The organism is Streptococcus infantis (assembly GCF_047463275.1).
GTDB lineage: Bacteria > Bacillota > Bacilli > Lactobacillales > Streptococcaceae > Streptococcus > Streptococcus infantis_AF.
Genome location: NZ_JASHEE010000002.1, coordinates 163,057 through 182,121 on the forward strand (window position 1 = coordinate 163,057; position 19,065 = coordinate 182,121).

At 35.2% G+C, this 19,065-nt stretch carries 22 protein-coding genes, 1 tRNA gene, 2 pseudogenes and 1 riboswitch; of the genes and pseudogenes, 5 read left to right on the plus strand and 20 right to left on the minus strand.

The features are described from left to right. Position 1: 1 nt before the first annotated feature. From QM923_RS03515 to QM923_RS03595, 17 genes and pseudogenes are all read right to left on the minus strand, one after another. Entirely contained in the window at positions 2–157 is a 156-nt protein-coding gene (locus QM923_RS03515) for a DUF4176 domain-containing protein (RefSeq protein ID WP_414290895.1), read from the minus strand. Next, on the minus strand, positions 157–963 hold the full coding sequence (locus tag QM923_RS03520) for a hypothetical protein (RefSeq protein WP_414290896.1): 807 nt from the start codon (positions 961–963) through the stop codon (positions 157–159). The genes QM923_RS03515 and QM923_RS03520 overlap by 1 nt, the downstream gene beginning before the upstream one ends. 3 nt (positions 964–966) lie before the next feature. Further along, the gene (locus QM923_RS03525; RefSeq protein WP_414290897.1) at positions 967–1,782 is read right to left on the minus strand and encodes a hypothetical protein; all 816 of its coding nucleotides are present in this window, start codon (positions 1,780–1,782) and stop codon (positions 967–969) included. Between the two features lie 14 nt (positions 1,783–1,796). After that, entirely contained in the window at positions 1,797–2,600 is an 804-nt protein-coding gene (locus tag QM923_RS03530; RefSeq protein WP_414290898.1) for a hypothetical protein, read from the minus strand. Positions 2,601–2,611: 11 nt separating this feature from the next. Next, positions 2,612–3,454, minus strand: a complete 843-nt coding sequence (locus QM923_RS03535) for a hypothetical protein (RefSeq protein WP_414290899.1) — start codon at positions 3,452–3,454, stop codon at positions 2,612–2,614. After that, positions 3,432–3,632 (minus strand): hypothetical protein, encoded by a 201-nt coding sequence (locus QM923_RS03540; protein ID WP_414290900.1) that lies wholly within the window; start codon positions 3,630–3,632, stop codon positions 3,432–3,434. Before QM923_RS03540 ends, QM923_RS03535 begins: the two co-directional genes overlap by 23 nt. Before the next feature lie 97 nt (positions 3,633–3,729). Further along, positions 3,730–4,548 carry a hypothetical protein gene (locus tag QM923_RS03545; RefSeq protein WP_414290901.1) on the minus strand — a complete coding sequence of 273 codons (819 nt, stop codon included), beginning with the start codon at positions 4,546–4,548 and terminating at the stop codon, positions 3,730–3,732. Between the two features lie 14 nt (positions 4,549–4,562). Next, on the minus strand, positions 4,563–4,766 hold the full coding sequence (locus tag QM923_RS03550; protein ID WP_414290902.1) for a hypothetical protein: 204 nt from the start codon (positions 4,764–4,766) through the stop codon (positions 4,563–4,565). Between the two features lie 91 nt (positions 4,767–4,857). Then, entirely contained in the window at positions 4,858–5,223 is a 366-nt protein-coding gene (locus QM923_RS03555; protein WP_414290903.1) for a hypothetical protein, read from the minus strand. Further along, positions 5,220–5,669: a hypothetical protein gene (locus tag QM923_RS03560; RefSeq protein ID WP_414290904.1), complete on the minus strand. Its 450-nt coding sequence runs from the start codon at positions 5,667–5,669 to the stop codon at positions 5,220–5,222. The genes QM923_RS03555 and QM923_RS03560 overlap by 4 nt, the downstream gene beginning before the upstream one ends. Next, positions 5,653–6,897: a glutamyl-tRNA amidotransferase gene (locus QM923_RS03565; RefSeq protein ID WP_414290905.1), complete on the minus strand. Its 1,245-nt coding sequence runs from the start codon at positions 6,895–6,897 to the stop codon at positions 5,653–5,655. Before QM923_RS03565 ends, QM923_RS03560 begins: the two co-directional genes overlap by 17 nt. Then, positions 6,894–8,174, minus strand: coding sequence for a DUF2130 domain-containing protein (locus QM923_RS03570; RefSeq protein WP_414290906.1), 1,281 nt, complete (start codon positions 8,172–8,174; stop codon positions 6,894–6,896). Before QM923_RS03570 ends, QM923_RS03565 begins: the two co-directional genes overlap by 4 nt. A gap of 79 nt (positions 8,175–8,253) precedes the next feature. Continuing rightward, positions 8,254–9,051, minus strand: coding sequence for a formate/nitrite transporter family protein (locus tag QM923_RS03575; RefSeq protein ID WP_414290907.1), 798 nt, complete (start codon positions 9,049–9,051; stop codon positions 8,254–8,256). Positions 9,052–9,304: 253 nt separating this feature from the next. Continuing rightward, positions 9,305–9,544: pseudogene (locus QM923_RS03580) on the minus strand (formate/nitrite transporter family protein); the annotation flags it as partial. Positions 9,545–9,617: 73 nt separating this feature from the next. Next, positions 9,618–10,250, minus strand: a complete 633-nt coding sequence (locus tag QM923_RS03585) for a hypothetical protein (protein WP_414290908.1) — start codon at positions 10,248–10,250, stop codon at positions 9,618–9,620. Between the two features lie 66 nt (positions 10,251–10,316). Continuing rightward, a complete protein-coding gene (locus QM923_RS03590) occupies positions 10,317–10,730 on the minus strand; it encodes a hypothetical protein (RefSeq protein WP_414290909.1) in 414 nt (137 codons plus the stop codon). 117 nt (positions 10,731–10,847) lie between these two features. Continuing rightward, positions 10,848–11,356, minus strand: a pseudogene (locus QM923_RS03595) (QueT transporter family protein). After that, a riboswitch (PreQ1 riboswitch) is annotated at positions 11,354–11,450 on the minus strand. Its footprint overlaps the pseudogene before it by 3 nt. 28 nt (positions 11,451–11,478) lie before the next feature. Here QM923_RS03595 and QM923_RS03600 point away from each other — a divergent pair. From QM923_RS03600 to QM923_RS03610, 3 genes are all read left to right on the plus strand, one after another. Then, positions 11,479–11,913 carry a GtrA family protein gene (locus QM923_RS03600; RefSeq protein WP_414271687.1) on the plus strand — a complete coding sequence of 145 codons (435 nt, stop codon included), beginning with the start codon at positions 11,479–11,481 and terminating at the stop codon, positions 11,911–11,913. 79 nt (positions 11,914–11,992) lie between these two features. After that, positions 11,993–12,373: a large conductance mechanosensitive channel protein MscL gene (mscL, locus tag QM923_RS03605; RefSeq protein ID WP_070678179.1), complete on the plus strand. Its 381-nt coding sequence runs from the start codon at positions 11,993–11,995 to the stop codon at positions 12,371–12,373. A gap of 106 nt (positions 12,374–12,479) precedes the next feature. Further along, positions 12,480–12,551: transfer RNA gene (locus QM923_RS03610), tRNA-Arg, on the plus strand. Between the two features lie 44 nt (positions 12,552–12,595). Here the strand turns inward: QM923_RS03610 and QM923_RS03615 are convergent. Next, on the minus strand, positions 12,596–14,497 hold the full coding sequence (locus QM923_RS03615; RefSeq protein ID WP_414290910.1) for an ABC transporter ATP-binding protein: 1,902 nt from the start codon (positions 14,495–14,497) through the stop codon (positions 12,596–12,598). A 79-nt stretch (positions 14,498–14,576) separates the two neighbouring features. Next, a complete protein-coding gene (locus QM923_RS03620) occupies positions 14,577–15,815 on the minus strand; it encodes a DUF4352 domain-containing protein (protein ID WP_371499265.1) in 1,239 nt (412 codons plus the stop codon). 236 nt (positions 15,816–16,051) lie between these two features. Between QM923_RS03620 and QM923_RS03625 the strand changes: the two genes are divergently transcribed. Then, on the plus strand, positions 16,052–17,770 hold the full coding sequence (locus QM923_RS03625; RefSeq protein WP_414290911.1) for a phospho-sugar mutase: 1,719 nt from the start codon (positions 16,052–16,054) through the stop codon (positions 17,768–17,770). 106 nt (positions 17,771–17,876) lie between these two features. After that, the gene (locus tag QM923_RS03630; RefSeq protein WP_414290912.1) at positions 17,877–18,224 is read left to right on the plus strand and encodes a thioredoxin domain-containing protein; all 348 of its coding nucleotides are present in this window, start codon (positions 17,877–17,879) and stop codon (positions 18,222–18,224) included. 30 nt (positions 18,225–18,254) lie between these two features. Here QM923_RS03630 and QM923_RS03635 read toward each other — a convergent pair whose 3' ends face one another. Next, positions 18,255–19,064: an MBL fold metallo-hydrolase gene (locus tag QM923_RS03635; RefSeq protein ID WP_004252694.1), complete on the minus strand. Its 810-nt coding sequence runs from the start codon at positions 19,062–19,064 to the stop codon at positions 18,255–18,257. Position 19,065 lies beyond the last annotated feature (1 nt).

Consider the following 19,065-nt stretch of genomic DNA (forward strand, 5'->3'; position numbering starts at 1 on the left):
TTTACCACCCTATTGATAAGCCTAATCCAAATGGTCCTAGTTTCATTTTTTCCTCTGCTTTTTCAGTAACTGGACAATGATTAACAATCATGACAGGTTCCACACCTTCTCTCACTCGAACAACACTCCCAATCGGTAAAGCAGTACGTTCTGACATCACTTTTCTCCTTCTAAATATTTCTGAGCTTCCTGAACATAAAAGAGTTCTGGATTTTCATGAGCTATGCTTTCAAACAAACTAAGGGCACGAGCTTCATCTCCTTTTAATTGAGCGTTGAGGGCTCCGTAATAAGAGAACATGATTCGGGCTAGCTTATTTTCTGGTTCTGTGGTATCGAAGTAGTCGTTCACTTCTTGATTAAATACAATATCTTTTATGGCTTGAGTTTGGGCGACTAGTTTAGCTTTGTCTCCTTTAAAATCTGGCGCCTTGGACAATTGTTCCTCAAAGAAAGCAATATCTTGCGCATCTTGAAGATAGATGGAAACTAGCAATTGACCATAAGTTAACCTTAGGAATATGTATGTAGTAAATCTCTTCCAAACTTTTTTTAAATTAATTTTTTCAAAATTTTCTTTCGCAGATTGGAAATCTCCTTTTAGGAAACTGACTTGACCCTTAACAAAATGGAAATTTTCTTGGTACGTTGCTCTATAAATCTTAATCGATTTTTCTGATTGAACTCTGAACATGTCCACATAGAGCTTAAGATTAATAGCATCGTTTAACATTAGATAAATAACTTTGCTAGATACAAATCTTAAATAAAATACAAAGACGAGAGTTAAAAAGGCAATAACTAATAATATGAGTCCCAATATTTCCATATTACTTTGCAATACTAAACACACTGCCATCACATCAACAACCAAGACTAAAAATAAGCAAATTAGAATAGCCCTATCAAGTTGTAGAAGAGTGTTTTCTGTCTCCCTACTTACTATTTTTTCAACTAATTTCATATATTACTCCCCTAAACTTTTTCCTTCTAAATATTTCTTCGCTTCCTGTACATAGAAAAGCTCTGGATTTTCATGGGCTATGCTTTCAAACAAACTACGAGCACGAGCTTCGTCTTCTTTTAATTGGGCATTGAGAGCGCCGTAATATGAGAACATGATTCGAGCTAATTTATTTTCGGGTTCAGTGGTGTCGAAGTAGTCGTTCACTTCTTGATTAAATACAATATCTTTTATGGCTTGGGCTTGAGCAACGAGTTTAGCCTTACCACCTTTCGAATCCGGTGCCTTGGACAACTGTTCCTCAAAGAAAGCAATATCTTGCGCATCTTGAAGATGGATGGAAACTAGCAATTGATTGGAGCTTGTTCTTAGAAATAAGTCCCCCCTGAATCTCTTCCAAATTTTTTTAAAATTAATCTTTGCTAGATTTTCTTTTGCTGACTGAAAATCTCCTTTTAGGAAACTGACTTGACCCTTAACAAAATGGAAATTTTCTTGGTACGTTGCTTTATAGGGTTTGATAGATTTCTCTGCTTCAACCTGGAACATAGTCTCATACAGTTCAAGATTGATAGCTTCATGTAACATTAAATAGATTACTCTATTGGAAATAAATCGTAAATATAAGACTAAAATAAGAGCAACCCACATTAATGATATAAATATTATCGCCCACATTTTTGTATCATTTTTAGTATTTAAGCATAATGCTAACACTCCTAAAACTAATCCTATAATTGAAGTAAGTTGACTAATAGTCTCTATTTGTAACAGAGTGTTTTCTGTCGCCCGACTTACTATTTTTTTTACTAATTTCATATGTTACTCTCTTATTACTCGACTCCTAAATATTTCTGCGCTTCCTGTACATAGAAAAGCTCTGGATTTTCATGGGATATGCTCTCAAACAAACTACGGGCACGATCTTCGTATCCTTTTAACTGAGCATTGAGGGCTCCGTAATAAGAGAACATGATTCGAGCCAGCTTATTTTCTGGTTCAGCAGTGTCAAAGTAGTCGTTCACTTCTTTATTGAACACAATATCTTTTATGGCTTGAGTTTGGGCGATTAGTTTAGCTTTCCCATCTTTCGAATCTGGCGCCTTGGACAATTGTTCCTCAAAGAAAGCAATGTCTCGCTCATCTTGAAGATGGATGGAAACTTTTAATAGTTCATAGGTTGATATTAAAAATGTATAGTCTCTTAATCTACCCCAAATTTTTTTCAAATTATACTTGGACATATTTTCCTTGGCAGATTGAAAATCTCCTTTTAGATAAGCTACTTGACCTTGGATAAATTGGTAATACTCACGATATGTTGCCCTAAAAGGCTTAATAGATTTTTCTGATTGTACTCTGAACATGTCTACATAGAGCTTAAGATTAATAGCATCGTTTAACATTAGATAAATAACCTTGTTTAGGACAAAACGTAGGTATAAGATCCAGATGATTAGAATCCACATCAGTGAAGCAAATATCACCCCAAAAATTTTGGTATCAGGTTGGTATACTAAAAAAACTCCTATTGCTCCAATAGCTATTGCTACAACTGAACTAATTAGAATAACAGTCTCTATTTGTAACAGAGTGTTTTCTGTCGCCCGACTTACTATTTTTTTTACTAATTTCATATGTTACTCTCTTATTTCTCGACTCCTAAATATTTCTGCGCTTCCTGTACATAGAAAAGCTCTGGATTTTCATGGGATATGCTCTCAAACAAACTACGAGCACGATCTTCGTCTCCTTTTAGCTGAGCATTGAGTGCTCCATAATAAGAGAACATGATTTGAGTTAGCTTATTTTCTGGTTCAGTGGTGTCGAAATAGTCGTTTGAAATTTTATTTAAAACAATATCCTCTATAGCTTGTATTATGTTTATTGCCTTCGTCTGCCTAGTAACCTGAGAATTTGTTCGAACTTTTAATGTAGCTAACATATCGATTTGGTTCGAAATTTCTTCTGTTTTATCAGCATGGATTAGAGAAGGAATCTTAAAGTAAGTTGTGGATAATTGAATCTCAAATTGCTTATTAAAATTTTTATCCTCAAAATTTATTCGTTCCAAATTATCAAGTGTTTCTTCAAATTTTCCTTGGTAGTATAACGATTGTGCAATAGCTAGTAAATAATTTGCATTATTAAACAGTTGTTGTCCCTTTAAAGAGCGATCAGCGATATATTTATAATAATTTACATATTTCTCAAAGTTAATATCGTTTAAGATGAAATTAGCTACAGCTTTTTGAACTAATTTATTATTTAGTAAGATTAATGTTTCAAAAGTAAAACATATAATGGTCCAGAAAAGGAATTTTATAAAGTCCAGATCTCCACCCTTAAATAATTCTAGAAGCATGCCTATAAATGATAAACAAACTATAGGAATTAAGTAACCGTAAACTTTTTTGGTATGTTTATATAACTTAGGAATTTCAAATTTAGAAATTTTTAAAATATAATTATTGACTATTCTTTTCATCATCATCCTCAATCGTAGAACTGAAATATAAGAAAGCGCTTGTTATTACTGGAATCGCTATCGAGACTCCAAAGCCAAATGTAGATGCACTAACTGCAACACCATAAATTAAAGCACCCATATCAAAAACAGTAGCAACTACTACTTTCCCCGCTTTCAGTACCTGTTCTCCATGATTCACCGTTCTTACACCTGTTTCAGTGGTTGTTTTAACTGTCGCGTTGTCTTGTTTTACCTGATTATGTTCTTTTACATAGGTAGAGCCATACGTTTTGACATCAGTTTTCTCCTTCTAAATATTTCTTCGCTTCCTGAACATAAAAGAGTTCTGGATTTTCATGGACGATGCTTTCAAACAAACTACGAGCACGAGCTTCATCTCCTTTTAGCTTAGCATTGAGAGCGCAGTAATAAGAGAACATGATTCGAGTTAGCTTATTTTCTGGTTCAGCAGTGTCGAAGTAGTCGTTTGATATTTTATTACAATAGATATCAACAATAGCCTTTAAACTCAAAATTTCTTCCTGATATTTTAAAATTTGCGATTGAACATTGCTTGTTAGTACTTCAATTTCTATCATCAATTCTCTCAATTCTAAACAATCATTCAAATGAACCGAGTTTAGGATGCTATAATACTTGATATTAAATACATAGTACAGATTTTTGGATTTTTTTAGATTACTATTTTTAATTTTATTCAGCAATTCTAAACTATCTTGGAAGTGTCCTCTATAAAAGGATAATCTTGCATTTGCCAAATATTTTGGAAGAACTTGAACATTTCTATTTAAAGAATTTGCATCAGCTTTAGCAACTATATCCTGATACTTTGTTAAATTGATATCTTCAAATAAAATATCAATTAAAGTCTTATCTAGTAATATTTTAGATAGAAGAATAAACAATATAAGAAGGACAAGAAGTATTGTTAATACCTTTGTGTAAGTGGTCGATGAATGGTTAAAAAAATATATATACACAATTACTGTTGAAAACACTAAAAAATACAGCAAATATTTAAATATAATTTTAAGAAAAATTAATTCTATTTTATCAGCTGACCATGTTCTAATAATTTCTATAGCTCTTTTCATATAACACTCCATACCTAGCTATTAAAAAACGCAGTAATTCCTACAAATAATGCAACTACTGCAGTAGCTACCTCACCAATCTCAGTAGAAAAAGCAAGAATCGTCCCAACTGTCACAATAGAAAGCCCAATCGATTCAACTGGATGCTCTACAACCCAATTAAAAGCACTACCAACTACCTCACCAGTTGTATTAAAAGTTTGAGTGAGATGATCCACCCTTCTCGCCCCTGTTTCAGTGGTCGTCTTAACTGTTTCGTAGACTTGTTTGACCTGGCTACTCTCTTATATTAAATTTAAACGAAAGGTACTAGGAAACATTATTACTTCCTAAATATTTCTGCGCTTCCTGTACATAGAAAAGCTCTGGATTTTCATGGGATATGCTCTCAAACAAACTACGAGCACGATCTTCGTCTCCTTTTAGCTGAGCATTGAGAGCGCAGTAATAAGAAAACATGATTCGAGCTAGATTATTTTCTGGTTCAGTGGTATCGAAGTAGTCGTTCACTTCTTGATTGAACACAATATCTTTTATGGCTTGGGCTTGAGCAACGAATTTAGCCTTACCATCTTTCGAATCTGGCGCCTTGGACAACTGTTCCTCAAAGAAATCAATATTTTGCGTATCTTTAAGATGAATAGAAGATAGAAATTCATAATATAATTTCTTCAATTCAAATATTCTTCTATTTTTTTAGAAACATTAGAAAGATTGATATTTGAATATTGACTAAGTGATAATAAAAAATCTCCTCTGAGGTAAGATAATTCTCCTGTGATTAATTCAAAACTTACTTCATTAAATTTCTTATTAAACTTATTGGAATGACTAACATTGTATACAAAGTAAGATTGATATTTCTTAAAATCAATCAAAACCACTTTCCAATATAGTAAAACTTCCCAAGTCAATAAACTTAAAAAGATGCCAATAACTATAAATAATACCGACAAAAATAACAGATAACGTACTGCAATAATATTTTGTTTATACAATAAAAACAAACCCAAAATTGCTATATAAAGTGCAACAACTACTAAATATGAAGATAATCGAATACAAATATTATAAACAAATGTTTCATCTTTACTTGCTAATAATTTAATCAAGCTTTTCAATTTTATAAAAATCCTCCAAATAAAATGGTTTACTAGATTCTCTAAGTAAAAAATTTTCAAAATCATCTTTATCTTCAACTATTGTATACATTCCGTTGTTAACGATAAAATAGTCATTATTGATCTTGTAGTGTCCGTCGGAAAGTCTTGAAAAATCAATGTCTTCTAACTTCAGTTTGTCACTTTCACTAAGTCTTAAACATAAACGAATGGCTCCCTCTTTCATATAATCTTTAAGAGAAATTGCTGCATATCCTCCAAATGCTTGTTTTTCTGGACTAGATGACTTTTGATTTTGAACTGCTTTTTCTTTAATAAAAGAAGTGACTCTAAATGAACGTGATATTTGAAAACCTGGGCTAGCCAATGGCTGTTCCTCAGCATCAAATACAGATAAATCATAGCCTTTCTTTTTAATAGCATCTTCTACTACAGTCCTAAAATCTTTTAGAACTATTTGAGCTTCATCACTTGTAACAGCATTTTTTATAAATTCCTTTAGACCGTAGTCTTGATCAATGAAAGTAACATATTTTAATTTTTGACGCGTGTACTTAGCACCCACTTTTATGGTAACTCCATTATCTAAAACATTAAAGACGCCAACATCGGAAATATTACTATCATAGTATGTGGACTGAAGTATTAATTCGTAGTTCAAGCCCCTAGAATGATAAAACTCTTGTAATTGTTGTACTTTGGCATTATTTCTCAAGTAAGTTTGAATTTCACTACCTAGAAATGGAGAAAAAATTCCCGCTAAAATTATAATGAGTACCATTCTACTCACTTTTTGATCGTACTCATACTTTTGATAAATCCAATCTATATACGGAAATAAAAATAAAGAAAAAATGAAACTCCAAAGATCCAGATCTTTTATAAAGTCAAAGGAAACTATCATCTTAAACTTTAATAAAAACATGAGAAATATTGCTAAAAAAACATTGCCAATCAATAGGAATGCAATCAGACACTTCGTTCGATTTTTTGCCTTTATCACATAAGTTATACCTACAATAAGATTGGCAAGAAAGCTAAAAATATAGCCAAAAATAGTTGGTAGAAGCCCAACTACTCCAAAAAGCAAGTCATATCTAGATCTTTCGTTAGAAACTGTTGAGCCTTCTAAGTTCAAAAAGCCGTATAAAAAATTAAGCAAAAATACAACCAATGGTAAATAGGCAATATATACATCCGTAAATTTTAGAGTCTTTTTGATAGTCAAGGTCTTTCCCCCTTCAAAGCATCAAACTTTGCTTTCATGGTCGGATTTTTACGAGTCAATTTTTTAACAGAAACATCATCCAGCTTATTATTGGCGAGGCGGAGTTGGTTTTCTGATGTGGTCAAGAATTTCTTGACCTCTTCCATGCGTTTGATGGCCTTGTCGATTTCGTCAATAGCCTTACCGAAGTTAACAGATGCTGAATTGTAGTTCTTGGCAAAGGCCACTTTGAAAGCATCTAGGTCTTCCTCGAAATGGGTAATATCAATATTTTGTTCTCGGATAAGTGCTAATTCTTGCTTGTATTTAAGAGAGTTAAGAGCTGCATTGCGTAAAAGACCAATCAACTGGATAAAGAACTGAGGACGCACGACATACATCTTCTCATACTCGTGGCTGACATCAACAATTCCAGTATTGAAGTAGTCATTATCAGCCTCAAGCATAGTCACTAATACGGCATACTCACAGTTCTTCTCACGACGATCCTTGTCCAACTCCTTGTAGAAATCTGCATTCTTATGCTTTTTCTCTGTCCCATCAGCTTCATTTTTCATCTCAAACATGATGGAAATGAATTCTAGCCCATTTTCATCAAAGTCACGGAAGATAAAATCACCTTTAGATCCACGAGCAGAAACCTTGTTGTCCTTTTCGAAATAGGCATTAGGGAAGGCAAAGCTACGAACCTTGTTAAACTCACTCTCCGCATACTGCTCCAAACTTTCTCCAATAGCCTTGGTTGACTGTTGGGCTTTGAAATTCTTGTAGAACTCAACTTGCTCATTTGCTGCCTTAAGTTGCGCTTCATAGTTTTGCCTAACTGAAGTCAGAGAAAGCTCGTTTTCTTTTTCTTGTAAAAGGAGCTGATTTTTGATCTGGTCTCTTTCTTTCTCTAGATCGGACAGTGTCTTTTGCAGTTGATTCTCATGCTCTAAACGTAAGGTAGCCAGCTGGTTCTCAAGTTGTTGAACTTCTTTTTCTTTCTCTAGCAGACTTTGACTAGCACTTTGCTCCACCTCTTTTTTAGCCAATTCTTTTTCGGTATCAAAGTTCTGAATCTGACTTTGAAGCTGGGCAATTTCTTGGTCTTTTTGCGCTAGTTTTGTCTGCTGTTCATTCATGGCTTTTTGCTCAGCCAAGGCCAGCTCTTGCTTCATGCGTTCATGCAATTCCTTATCAAACTCTACAGTTCGAACTTGAGAAATCAGCTCTGCATATTGGCTTTCATTAACTGTAAAAACTTCCCCACAATTTGGACATTTAATTTCGTTCATGATTTTCCTCTGTATTTAACATTACTACATTCATTATAGCATGGAAAAACAAAAAGAAAAAGTTGGAATAATCCAACTTTTAATCTACGTATGTATCTTCGTTTTTGTTTAAGAAGGCATAAGGCAATCCCATCAGTAGACCACCGCCGATAAAGTTACCAATAAAGGTTACACCCCAGTGACGAAGAATATTTCCAATACCGAAGTTCGCGATTGAATCAGCAGCAACACTGAACTTCACAATAGCAAATGAAGCAAAGTTTGCGGCGATGTGCTCATTTGTTAAGAATACAAACATGTAAATGGCTGATAGAACCAACCAAAGTTTTGCTCCACCATCCTTAACTAAAACAAATGAAAGAATGGCGATGTTTACAAAGATATTCGCTAGAATACCTTCAAGTAAAACTAGTTCATTAGAGCGTCCCAACTTCATTTCTACAACTCCAGAAATAAAGCTATCATGTGTTAGATTAGCATAAGCTGCTGAATGAGCAAATCCCCAACCAGCGATAAGCGCACCAATTAAGTTAAAGAAAGTACAATATAGAAGAATTTCAGCTGTTTTTCTCCAGCTAATTTTTTTCAAAAAACTACCCGCTGTTAAGAACATCATGTTTGATGTTACCAACTCAGCATTCAAGAAGACATTATAAGCTAGTCCCCAAGCGAAAACAAATGGGAAGAGGAAACGTCCACTACCAGGAGCAATCTTATTAATCAAGTCAGCTCCAACTGCACCAGCTGCTGTACTAAATGTTAAGAATGCACCAGCAAACATGGAACGGATAGCATACTTGAATTTACTTTGACTGTAAAGACTTTCCTTTTTCTTACAAGCAAATTCGATTTTTGAAATAAATTCTGATGAGACCATATAAACTCCTAAAACTTTTATTTGTGAATATTATAACATAAAATCGATATAATGGGAAGGCTTTCCTAAATCAATCACTAATATTTTTTAAAAATATAGGAATCGTTTACACCCTTGTAGTATTAATGTTTTACACTTCAAATATCTCTAAAACAATTCCTGAAATTCTAGAGCTATTTATTATAATTAATATTTTTTAACTAAAATAAAAAGAGAGAAACCTAGCATTTCTCCCCACTTCTATTGATAAATTTTAATCTACATAAGTCTCTTCATTTTTATTTAAAAAGGCATATGGTAATCCAATCAAGAAACCACCACCTATTAAGTTAACAACAAAAGTAATTCCCCAATGACGAAGAATATTTGCAATTTCAAAATCAAGAATACCTTCAAGTAAAACCAATTCGCTTGGACGAGCCAACTTCTTAGCTACAAGTTTTGGTAAAAAACTATCATGGGTCAGATGTAAAAATGCTGAAGAACTCATAAAAACTCCTTAAAATATCTCTGTTAACATTAAAACATGAAATACTTTAAGTGGAATAAATTCTAGTTCTTTACATTTAAATACTAGCAAAAGCTTCAATTTCTTCTGCAGTCAATCCTACCAGCTCTGAAACCCACAAGCCGACAATATCTGATAAAACAAAATCGCAGACATATTCATTCTCAGCATGACCATATTTACAAGTGAATAGCGGGGTTCTTATCGCTGAATGATAAAAATTGAAGGCTAACTCTTGCAGTTTCTCTGGCTGAAATTCGAGTCCCAACTCTTGTGCAAGTCCATCTCTCACTTTATCCCACTCTTCGCCTTTTGACTGGTAGTTTTCTCGTGCTTTATTGAGAAATCCTTGACAGAATTTTACCAACAAATCCTTGTTTTGATAGAGCAAACGACAAGAAAAATCAGAGATAGAACCAGCATGAAGTAAGAAAGTAAGCAAGTCATTAAGGCTTTCTGCTACCCGACCAACTTGGCCTTCACTCCCTATAAAGCCGATACTCTCATCCTCAAGAATTACATATTCTCCCCCACTACCGTCTTTAGCAAAGGCTATGGGCGAAAGAGAATAAACTTCATTGTTCTGAGAAAATTCAACCTCTTTAAACTGGTCATAAAAGAGAATATCGCATTCTTGCATCAATAAAATTCTTAGTTGTTTATCTTCTCTTATTACTTGTAGTTGATTCATATTAGCTATTCTCCTGGCTTTGACAATTGTCACAAGTGACAACAGTCCAATTTTAGCAATCGACTCTTAATAATAATAGATTTTAATATGGCACTTCTTGGCCACATTGGCAAGATTTTTCAATAACTCCTCGTTTCTTTTGCTTTTTCCAAAATGAAAAGTAAAAGATTTTCCATCTTTCCTTGTAAAGTACAGATGATACCTGTCCCCATTCATTCTTCTCCCTCGAACGTAATCAATATCAATCTGTCTAATTTCAGCTAGAGGAACAATCCTTTTTCTAAAAAGAATAATCGAGTGAATGTATAATCTTCCCTTTGCAATATGAAAAGGATCCAACATACTCCCACCACTTTTTAAGGATGTCTTAACTCTTTGGAAAAAAAGATAGAAATAAAATAGTGCTAAAAAAATTAACAAAAATCTAATGACCTGATTTTTCCAAAGGACTTCAAAAACTGAAATACGATAACTATACATATTAAAATAATCCCTTTTTTCTTTATTATACCACTTTTGTTGAGCTTCTAGGTTCATGGACAAAGAAAAAAACTGAACAAAGTTCAGCCCTTTTTACGAATGGTTGATAAGATATCTTTATCTAGTCAAATCAATACGTTGACCAACTTTACCAATGATAATTGCACCGACAATTAGTGAAGCGAATTCTCCGATACCAGTAGTGAACCATGTAAAGAAGAATGGCGCTTCTGCTACAATGTTCAATTCAGCAGCAATGGTGATCATTGAAATTGAAAACAGAATTGAAAAGTAGAAATGATCTTTTCGAATCAAACCATTAAAAAGATAGTCTTTACTATATTTACTGAACAACCAAACTCCTAAGCTTAGGAAGACAAGAGTTGATCCTCCACCTACAGCGACATCAATGAGTCCAAAACTGAAAAAATTAGCAACCATACATCCAAGAGTAACACCGATAATGTACTTAGGATTATAAAAAGCTAGGAAGTTCATCATTTCAGAAATACGGAATTGATAAGCTCCGTAGCTAATGGCATTGAGTAGTGGTGTGATTGTCAACACCACATAAATTGCGCGACAATGGCAATGTCAGCCAAATCGCAGACAGTAAGTTTTTTCATGTTTTCTCCTTTAGTGGCTATCCCGCGTCTAATATGCTTGGTGAAAGAGCTAAGCACCAAGAGTTGATAAAAATCAACTTTACAAGATAGCACATCTAAAGCTTTTATGCTATACTAATCTTATGAAAAGATACATAAAAAAATTTTTTGATAATGAAATTTTGTCCTATTTATTTTTCGGTGTTGCTACTACTGTTGTCTCTGTAGGGACTCGAATGATTATTTTTTACTTGACTCAGCAAGAATTAACAGCTACTGCTCTAGGTAATATAACAGGTATTCTATTTGCTTTCTTTACCAATGACACTATTGTTTTCAAACAAAAACGAGAAAATTGGTTTGGACGTCTCATTAAATTCTCTGGAGCTAGATTTTTTACCTTCTTACTTGATATGGCACTAACCTTTATTTTTGTCACCAAGTTTCCTCATATTATTGGTCAATTTGTCGGTGATGATATTAATATAATTAACACGGTAGAAATAGGGTTTGCTCAAGTTACAATTGTTGTTTTAAATTACCTATTTAGCAAGCTTTTTGTTTTTAAAAATAAATGAGCACTTTTCTTGCACTCAACATAAATTTACGATATAATCTGTGTGTAAAAATTTGATAAAATTTTGAAAGGAAATTATTATGTTAAAGGATCTTAAAGATTTCTTGCTCCGTGGCAACGTCGTTGACCTTGCTGTCGGTGTGATCATCGCCACTGCTTTTGGTGCTATCATCAATTCATTTGTTAATGATATCATCACTCCACTTCTATTGAACCCAGCCTTGGAAGCTGCGAATGTACAAAACATTGCTGAGCTTGCTTGGAATGGTGTTACATATGGTAAATTCTTGAGCGCTGTTATCAACTTCGTTGTAATTGGTACTGTTCTCTTCTTCATGATTAAAGCTATTGAAAAAGCTCAAAACCTTCGTAAGAAAGAAGAAGTTGCTGAAGAAGCTCCAGCAGCTCCAACTGAATTGGAAGTTCTTCAAGAAATCAAAGCACTTCTTGAAAAAAAATAAAAATGTAAAAGGATTTAGATATTGTCTAAATCCTTTTTTCTTCCTCTTTTTATATTGGTTTTAGTCTTGAGTAAAACTCCTATTTTTGATATAATGATGAGAGTTTCCACCCTTAGTGTAATGGATATCACGTAAGATTCCGGTTCTTGAGATGGGGGTTCGATTCCCTCAGGGTGGATAGATATAAACGAAAAAGCAACGGTTGACGTTGCTTTTTTATTATTAAACTTTTTCCGACAATTCTTCCCACTCTAGCATAGCTTCTTCCTGACGCTGGCTAATATTATCTAGTTCTGTTTGTAATTGCATGAGTTCATCTGCATCATTGGTATTGTGCATTTGTTCAGCAATAACCTGGGACTGAGTTTCCAGTTCTTCGATTTCTGCCTCAAGGTTTTCTATTTGTCTCATCAATTTACGCAGTTCTTTTTGACTCTCTTTTTGGGCTTGGTAGTCATTAATTAGAGTCTCATCATTATTATTACTATCCGCCAAAGTTTCTGCTATTACACTAGTCTCCAGCTCTGCTTTTTTATCGACATAATAGTCATAATCTCCCAGATAGAGGGTTGACCCATTCTCAGATATTTCTAGAACATGAGTAGCTACACGATTGATAAAGTAACGGTCATGGCTGACAAAAAGTAAAGTACCATCAAAGTCAATCAGTGCATTTTCCAAGACTTCCTTACTATCGATATCCAAATGATTGGTCGGCTCGTCAAGAATCAGGAAGTTATTATTTTCCATTGATAGTTTAGCCAGTAACAAGCGAGCTTTCTCTCCACCTGAAAGCATGCCAACTGATTTCTTAACATCATCACCTGAAAAAAGGAAGGCGCCTAGGCGATTTCGGATTTCCACTTCTGGCGTCAATTTAAAATCATTCCAGAGTTCGTCTAGAACACTATTACTTGGTGTAAGCTTGCTTTGTGTTTGATCATAGTAGCCAACTTCGACATTGGCACCGAAACGCTTCTCACCCTTTATAAAAGGAATCTGATCAACAATAGACTTGATAAAGGTTGTCTTCCCAATCCCATTCGGACCTACAACTGCTATAGCATTCATCTTACGAAGGTCGAGGTTGATAGGCTCTGATAATATTTCTCCATCATATCCAATAGCAGCATTCTCGACCGTCAAAACAACATTACCAGATGTTTTCTCAGAGTGAAAGGTCATATTGGCTGATTTAGTACCAACTTCAGGCTTATCCAGACGCTCCATCTTTTCCAGCTGTTTACGTCTAGATTGGGCACGCTTGGTTGTCGATGCTCGAACGAGATTTCGATTGACGAAGTCTTCTAAAGTAGCAATTTCCTTCTGCTGCTTTTCGTAGTTTTTTGCTTCCGTTGCAAGTTTCTGCTCCTTCTGTTCCACAAAGCTTGAGTAGTTTCCTACGTATCTATCTAAAGAATGTTTGGTTAAGTCGAGCGTTATGGTTGCTACCTTATCGAGGAAATAACGGTCGTGACTAACAATTAACAAGGCACCACTGTAATTAACCAGATAGTTTTCTAACCAGGAAATGGTTTCAATATCCAGGTGGTTAGTCGGCTCGTCCAAAACCAAGAGATTTGGTTTTTCAAGGAGCATTTTGGCTAGGGCTAATCTTGTATTTTGACCTCCAGAAAGCTCGGCAATTTTCATCTGCCACATAGACTCATCAAACTTAAAACCATTTAAAATGGTGCGAACATCGGCTTCATAGGTAAATCCTCCAGCCTGACGGAATTCTTCTGATAAACGATCGTAGTCGGACATGAGCTTATCAAGTTCTACACCAGTCTTTTCACCCATGTCTAGCTCCATCTGGCGAAGCTGTTTCTCTGTAGTGCGCAAGTCGTCAAAGACATGAAGCATCTCGTCATAGATAGTATTTTCTGATTCAAATCGACTATCCTGTGCTAAGTAAGAAAGGGAAATGTCTTTTTTCTTATTAATCTCACCAGAAGTTGGCTCTTCTTCTCCGACTAATATCTTTAATAGTGTCGACTTACCTGCTCCATTTTTCCCAACGAGAGCAATACGATCTCTTTCATCTAATTGTAGATTAATATTTTCAAATAGAACATCGCCTGCAAAAGAACGTTCGATTTTATTAGCTTGTAAAATAATCATGTACCTATTTTACTATCTTTTTCTGTTTTTAACAATTCAAATAAAAAAAGTTCGAGCTTTAAACTCGAACTTTTAGATGTTAATAACCGATACCACCACGGAATGTACGTGCCATATCTTTTAAGTTATAGTTCTTAGAAGATGTGTCGATTGTCCATTTACCGTCTTTCTTAGTCATCTTGATTTCGTAACCTTCTTTTTGCATATTGTCACTAGTATCAAGAGGAGTTGAATCAAATTGGCTTGGTGCGTTTTCTAAAATGTACTTCTCACCAGCTTTCATAGCTTCTGAGTAGCTGCTGTATTTACCTTTGTTTTCGTCGTAGAATTTACGGCTCAATTCATAGACATTTAAGTTATCCAAGTCGATTGTTTCAGGTCTTACATAGATAACTGCATAGTCTGGCAAGTAAGTTTTTACTTTGTAATCAACTTTTGCTCGTTTAGCATTTGCTTTGATATATGCTTCTGCAAATGTACGAAGTTCAGAATCAGATGGTTTGTAATTGTAGAATCCTTTACCGAATGACTCGATGAATTTCTTGATAAATTCTTCTCTATCAGCCTTCACGTCATTTGTGATCACATCAGAATCGTTTGAAGATTTTTTGTCATCTGATTTTTTGTCTTCAGACTTTTTATCATCTTTCTTTTCTTCAGATTTCTTATCGTCTGATTTCTTGTTGTCTGATTTTTTATCTTCAAGTGCGACGATTTGAGTTTTATCATTAGTAAAGCTTACGTTTGATGCACCACCAGTGTTTTCTCCATCTAGGTAAACAGCATCAACATATTTTTTCATAGCTTCTTTGGCTTCATCAATAGTGTCTTCGTATTGACTTGGATCAACCTTGATAGCTACGTCATTTTTACCTTTTTGATTTTCTTTTACATCATCGTAAAAGCTTGGGGCAAAGTGAAGTTCATATTTTGCATCTTTATCAACTTCATAAACTACATAACCAGCAACACTCTTGCCTTTAGAGATGCTATCTCCGTATGACATAAATTTAGTTTTACTGTCTGACTCATAAATATTAATTGGTTCAACTTTTTCGTCTTTTTCGTTATAAAGCGTGATATCATGGCTAGTAAAGCTAAACTGTTTATCACGATTATTTTTAATTTCTACTTGAAGAGCAAGGTAGTGTGAATTTGAATCTTCATCTTTAGGAAGAACATACATACCGTCTTTAACAGAAACTTCAAAGTTTGAATTAGATGCAGTACCATTGTCACTTGCTTTTTTACTATTTCCACAAGCTACCAATGCTAAAGCAGTTAAAACTAAAGCTGAGTGCTTAAGAACTTTTTTCATAATAGAAAACTCCTTTTATTATTTACTATATTGTACCATATAGTCAATAATTTTCAAACTAAAAAAAGGAAATCGCTTTAAAAATATTGCAAATTTTTAAATATAATAAATTTCTACTCATTCTATGATTAAAATGAAACTTAAATTCAAAGAACTGAGTCACGCTAACGTTTTACTAAAACTTTAAATCGTGGTATAATGAAGGCGATTAGATTATATATTAAAGGAGATAACTTATGACTTACCAAGAAAACTACCAAAAATGGGTTGATTTCGCAGATCTTCCAGACTATCTTCGTCGTGATTTGGAAAGCATGGATGAAAAAACAAAGGAAGATGCCTTTTACACAAACCTTGAATTCGGTACTGCTGGTATGCGTGGTTTGATTGGTGCTGGTACAAACCGCATTAATATCTACGTTGTTCGCCAAGCAACTGAAGGTTTGGCTCGCTTGATTGAATCAAAAGGTGGAAACGAAAAAGATCGTGGTGTTGCCATCGCTTATGATAGCCGTCACTTCTCTCCAGAATTTGCCTTTGAATCAGCAGCAGTTCTTGCAAAACACGGTATTAAATCATATGTCTTTGAAAGTCTCCGTCCAACTCCAGAACTTTCATTTGCTGTTCGTCACCTCAATTGTTTCGCAGGTATCATGATTACTGCCAGCCACAACCCTGCTCCGTTCAACGGATACAAGGTATATGGTGAAGACGGTGGACAAATGCCTCCACACGATGCAGACGCTTTGACAACTTATATTCGTGCTATCGAAAACCCATTTGCTATTGAGGTTGCTGATGTTGAAGCTGAAAAAGCTTCAGGTTTAATTGAAGTCATTGGTGAAGCAGTCGATGCTGAATACCTCAAAGAGGTGAAGGACGTTAACATTAACCCTACTTTGATTGAAGAATTTGGTAAAGACATGAAGATTGTCTATACTCCCCTTCATGGTACAGGAGAAATGTTAGCTCGTCGTGCTCTTGCTCAAGCAGGATTTGATTCAGTACAAGTCGTGGAAGCTCAAGCAACACCAGACCCAGACTTCTCTACTGTTAAATCTCCAAACCCAGAAAGCCAAGCAGCCTTTGCCCTTGCTGAAGAACTTGGTCGTCAAGTAGGCGCTGATGTTCTTGTTGCAACTGACCCTGACGCTGACCGTGTCGGTGTTGAAGTCCTTCAAAAAGACGGAAGCTACCTTAATCTTTCAGGGAACCAAATCGGTGCCATCATGGCTAAGTATATCTTGGAAGCTCACAAAAACGCTGGAACTCTTCCTGAAAATGCAGCCCTATGTAAATCTATCGTATCAACTGACTTGGTAACGAAGATTGCTGAAAGCTACGGCGCAACCATGTTTAATGTCTTGACTGGTTTCAAATTTATCGCTGAAAAAATCCAAGAATTCGAAGAAAAACACAATCACACTTACATGATGGGGTTTGAAGAAAGCTTCGGTTACTTGATTAAGCCATTCGTACGTGATAAAGATGCCATCCAAGCAGTCCTTGTCGTTGCTGAACTTGCTGCCTACTACCGTTCACGTGGTTTAACACTTGCAGACGGTATCGAAGAAATCTACAAAGAGTATGGCTACTACGCTGAAAAAACAATCTCTGTAACTCTTTCCGGTGTTGACGGTGCTGAACAAATTAAGGCTATTATGGCTAAATTCCGCAACAATGCTCCAAAAGAATGGAACGCAACAGAAATCACAGTCGTAGAAGACTTTAAAGCACAAATATCCACTGCCGCTGATGGTACTGTAACAGCCTTAACGACTCCTCCAAGTGATGTCTTGAAATACACACTTGCTGATGGTTCATGGATTGCAGTTCGTCCTTCCGGTACTGAACCAAAAATCAAGTTTTACATTGCCGTTGTTGGAGAAAGCAACGAAGATTCACAATCTAAGATTGCTAATATCGAAGCTGAAATCAATGCCTTTGTAAAATAAACAATTAAAAGATGAGATCAATCAATCTCATCTTTTTCCGTATTAAATCTAAGCATTTTTAAAGACTTTATGGCATACTAGATTTAAAAGAAAGCGAGGAAAACTCATGGAACAATTTTTAGAAAACATTAAAGATCTTGAAGTTACAACTGTTGCGCGTGCGCAAGAAGCTCTTGATAAAAAAGAAACTGCAACCTTCTTTATTGGTCGCAAAACTTGCCCATACTGCCGTAAATTTGCAGGTACATTGGCAGGTGTCGTAGCTGAAACCAAAGCTCACATCTACTTCATCAACAGTGAAGAACCAAGCCAACTCAATGAATTGCAAGATTTCCGAACACGTTACGAAATCCCAACTGTACCAGGTTTTGTTCATGTTGAAAATGGAGAGATTAAGGTCCGTTGTGATTCTTCTATGTCAGCTCAAGAAATCAAAGAATTTGCTGGATTGTAAAAAATAAAAAAGAAGGCCTGTGCCTTCTTTTTATATGTCTGTCAGTGGAGTTGCAGTGTCTGGAGATGTATCGTAAACTTGAAAATCCACTCCTACTCCTAGATCTGCTTGAGCTAGCTGATTGACCATGGTCATGTGGGCTAGCTCCTTGATATTATTCTCTTTAGATAGATGTCCTAGGTAAATCTTCTTGGTACGATTACCTAGTGTGCGAATCATAGCATCTGCTCCATCTTCATTTGAGAGGTGACCAAGGTCAGACAGAATCCGTTGCTTGAGTCGCCAAGCATAAGATCCCGCTCGCAGGATTTCAACATCATGATTTGACTCGATTAGGTAACCATCAGCATTTTCGACTATGCCAGCCATACGGTCACTAACATAACCTGTATCCGTCAGCATAACAAAGCTCTTGTCATCTTTCATAAAACGATAGAATTGGGGAGCAACTGCATCATGGCTAACTCCAAAACTCTCAATGTCGATATCTCCAAATGTTTTAGTTTTCCCCATTTCAAAGATATGCTTTTGAGAAGAGTCAACTTTACCTAGATACTTACTATTTTCCATAGCTTGCCAGGTCTTTTCATTGGCGTAAAGATCCATGCCATACTTACGAGCTAAAACTCCAACACCATGTATATGGTCAGCATGCTCATGCGTAATCAAAATAGCATCCAAATCTTCTGGCTTACGATTAATCTCCCCCAATAAGCTTGTGATTTTTTTGCCAGATAATCCTGCGTCTACTAAAATCTTTTTCTTAGGGGTTTCTAGATAGAAGGAATTCCCACTAGAACCCGATGCTAAAATACTATATTTAAAGCCTGTTTCACTCATT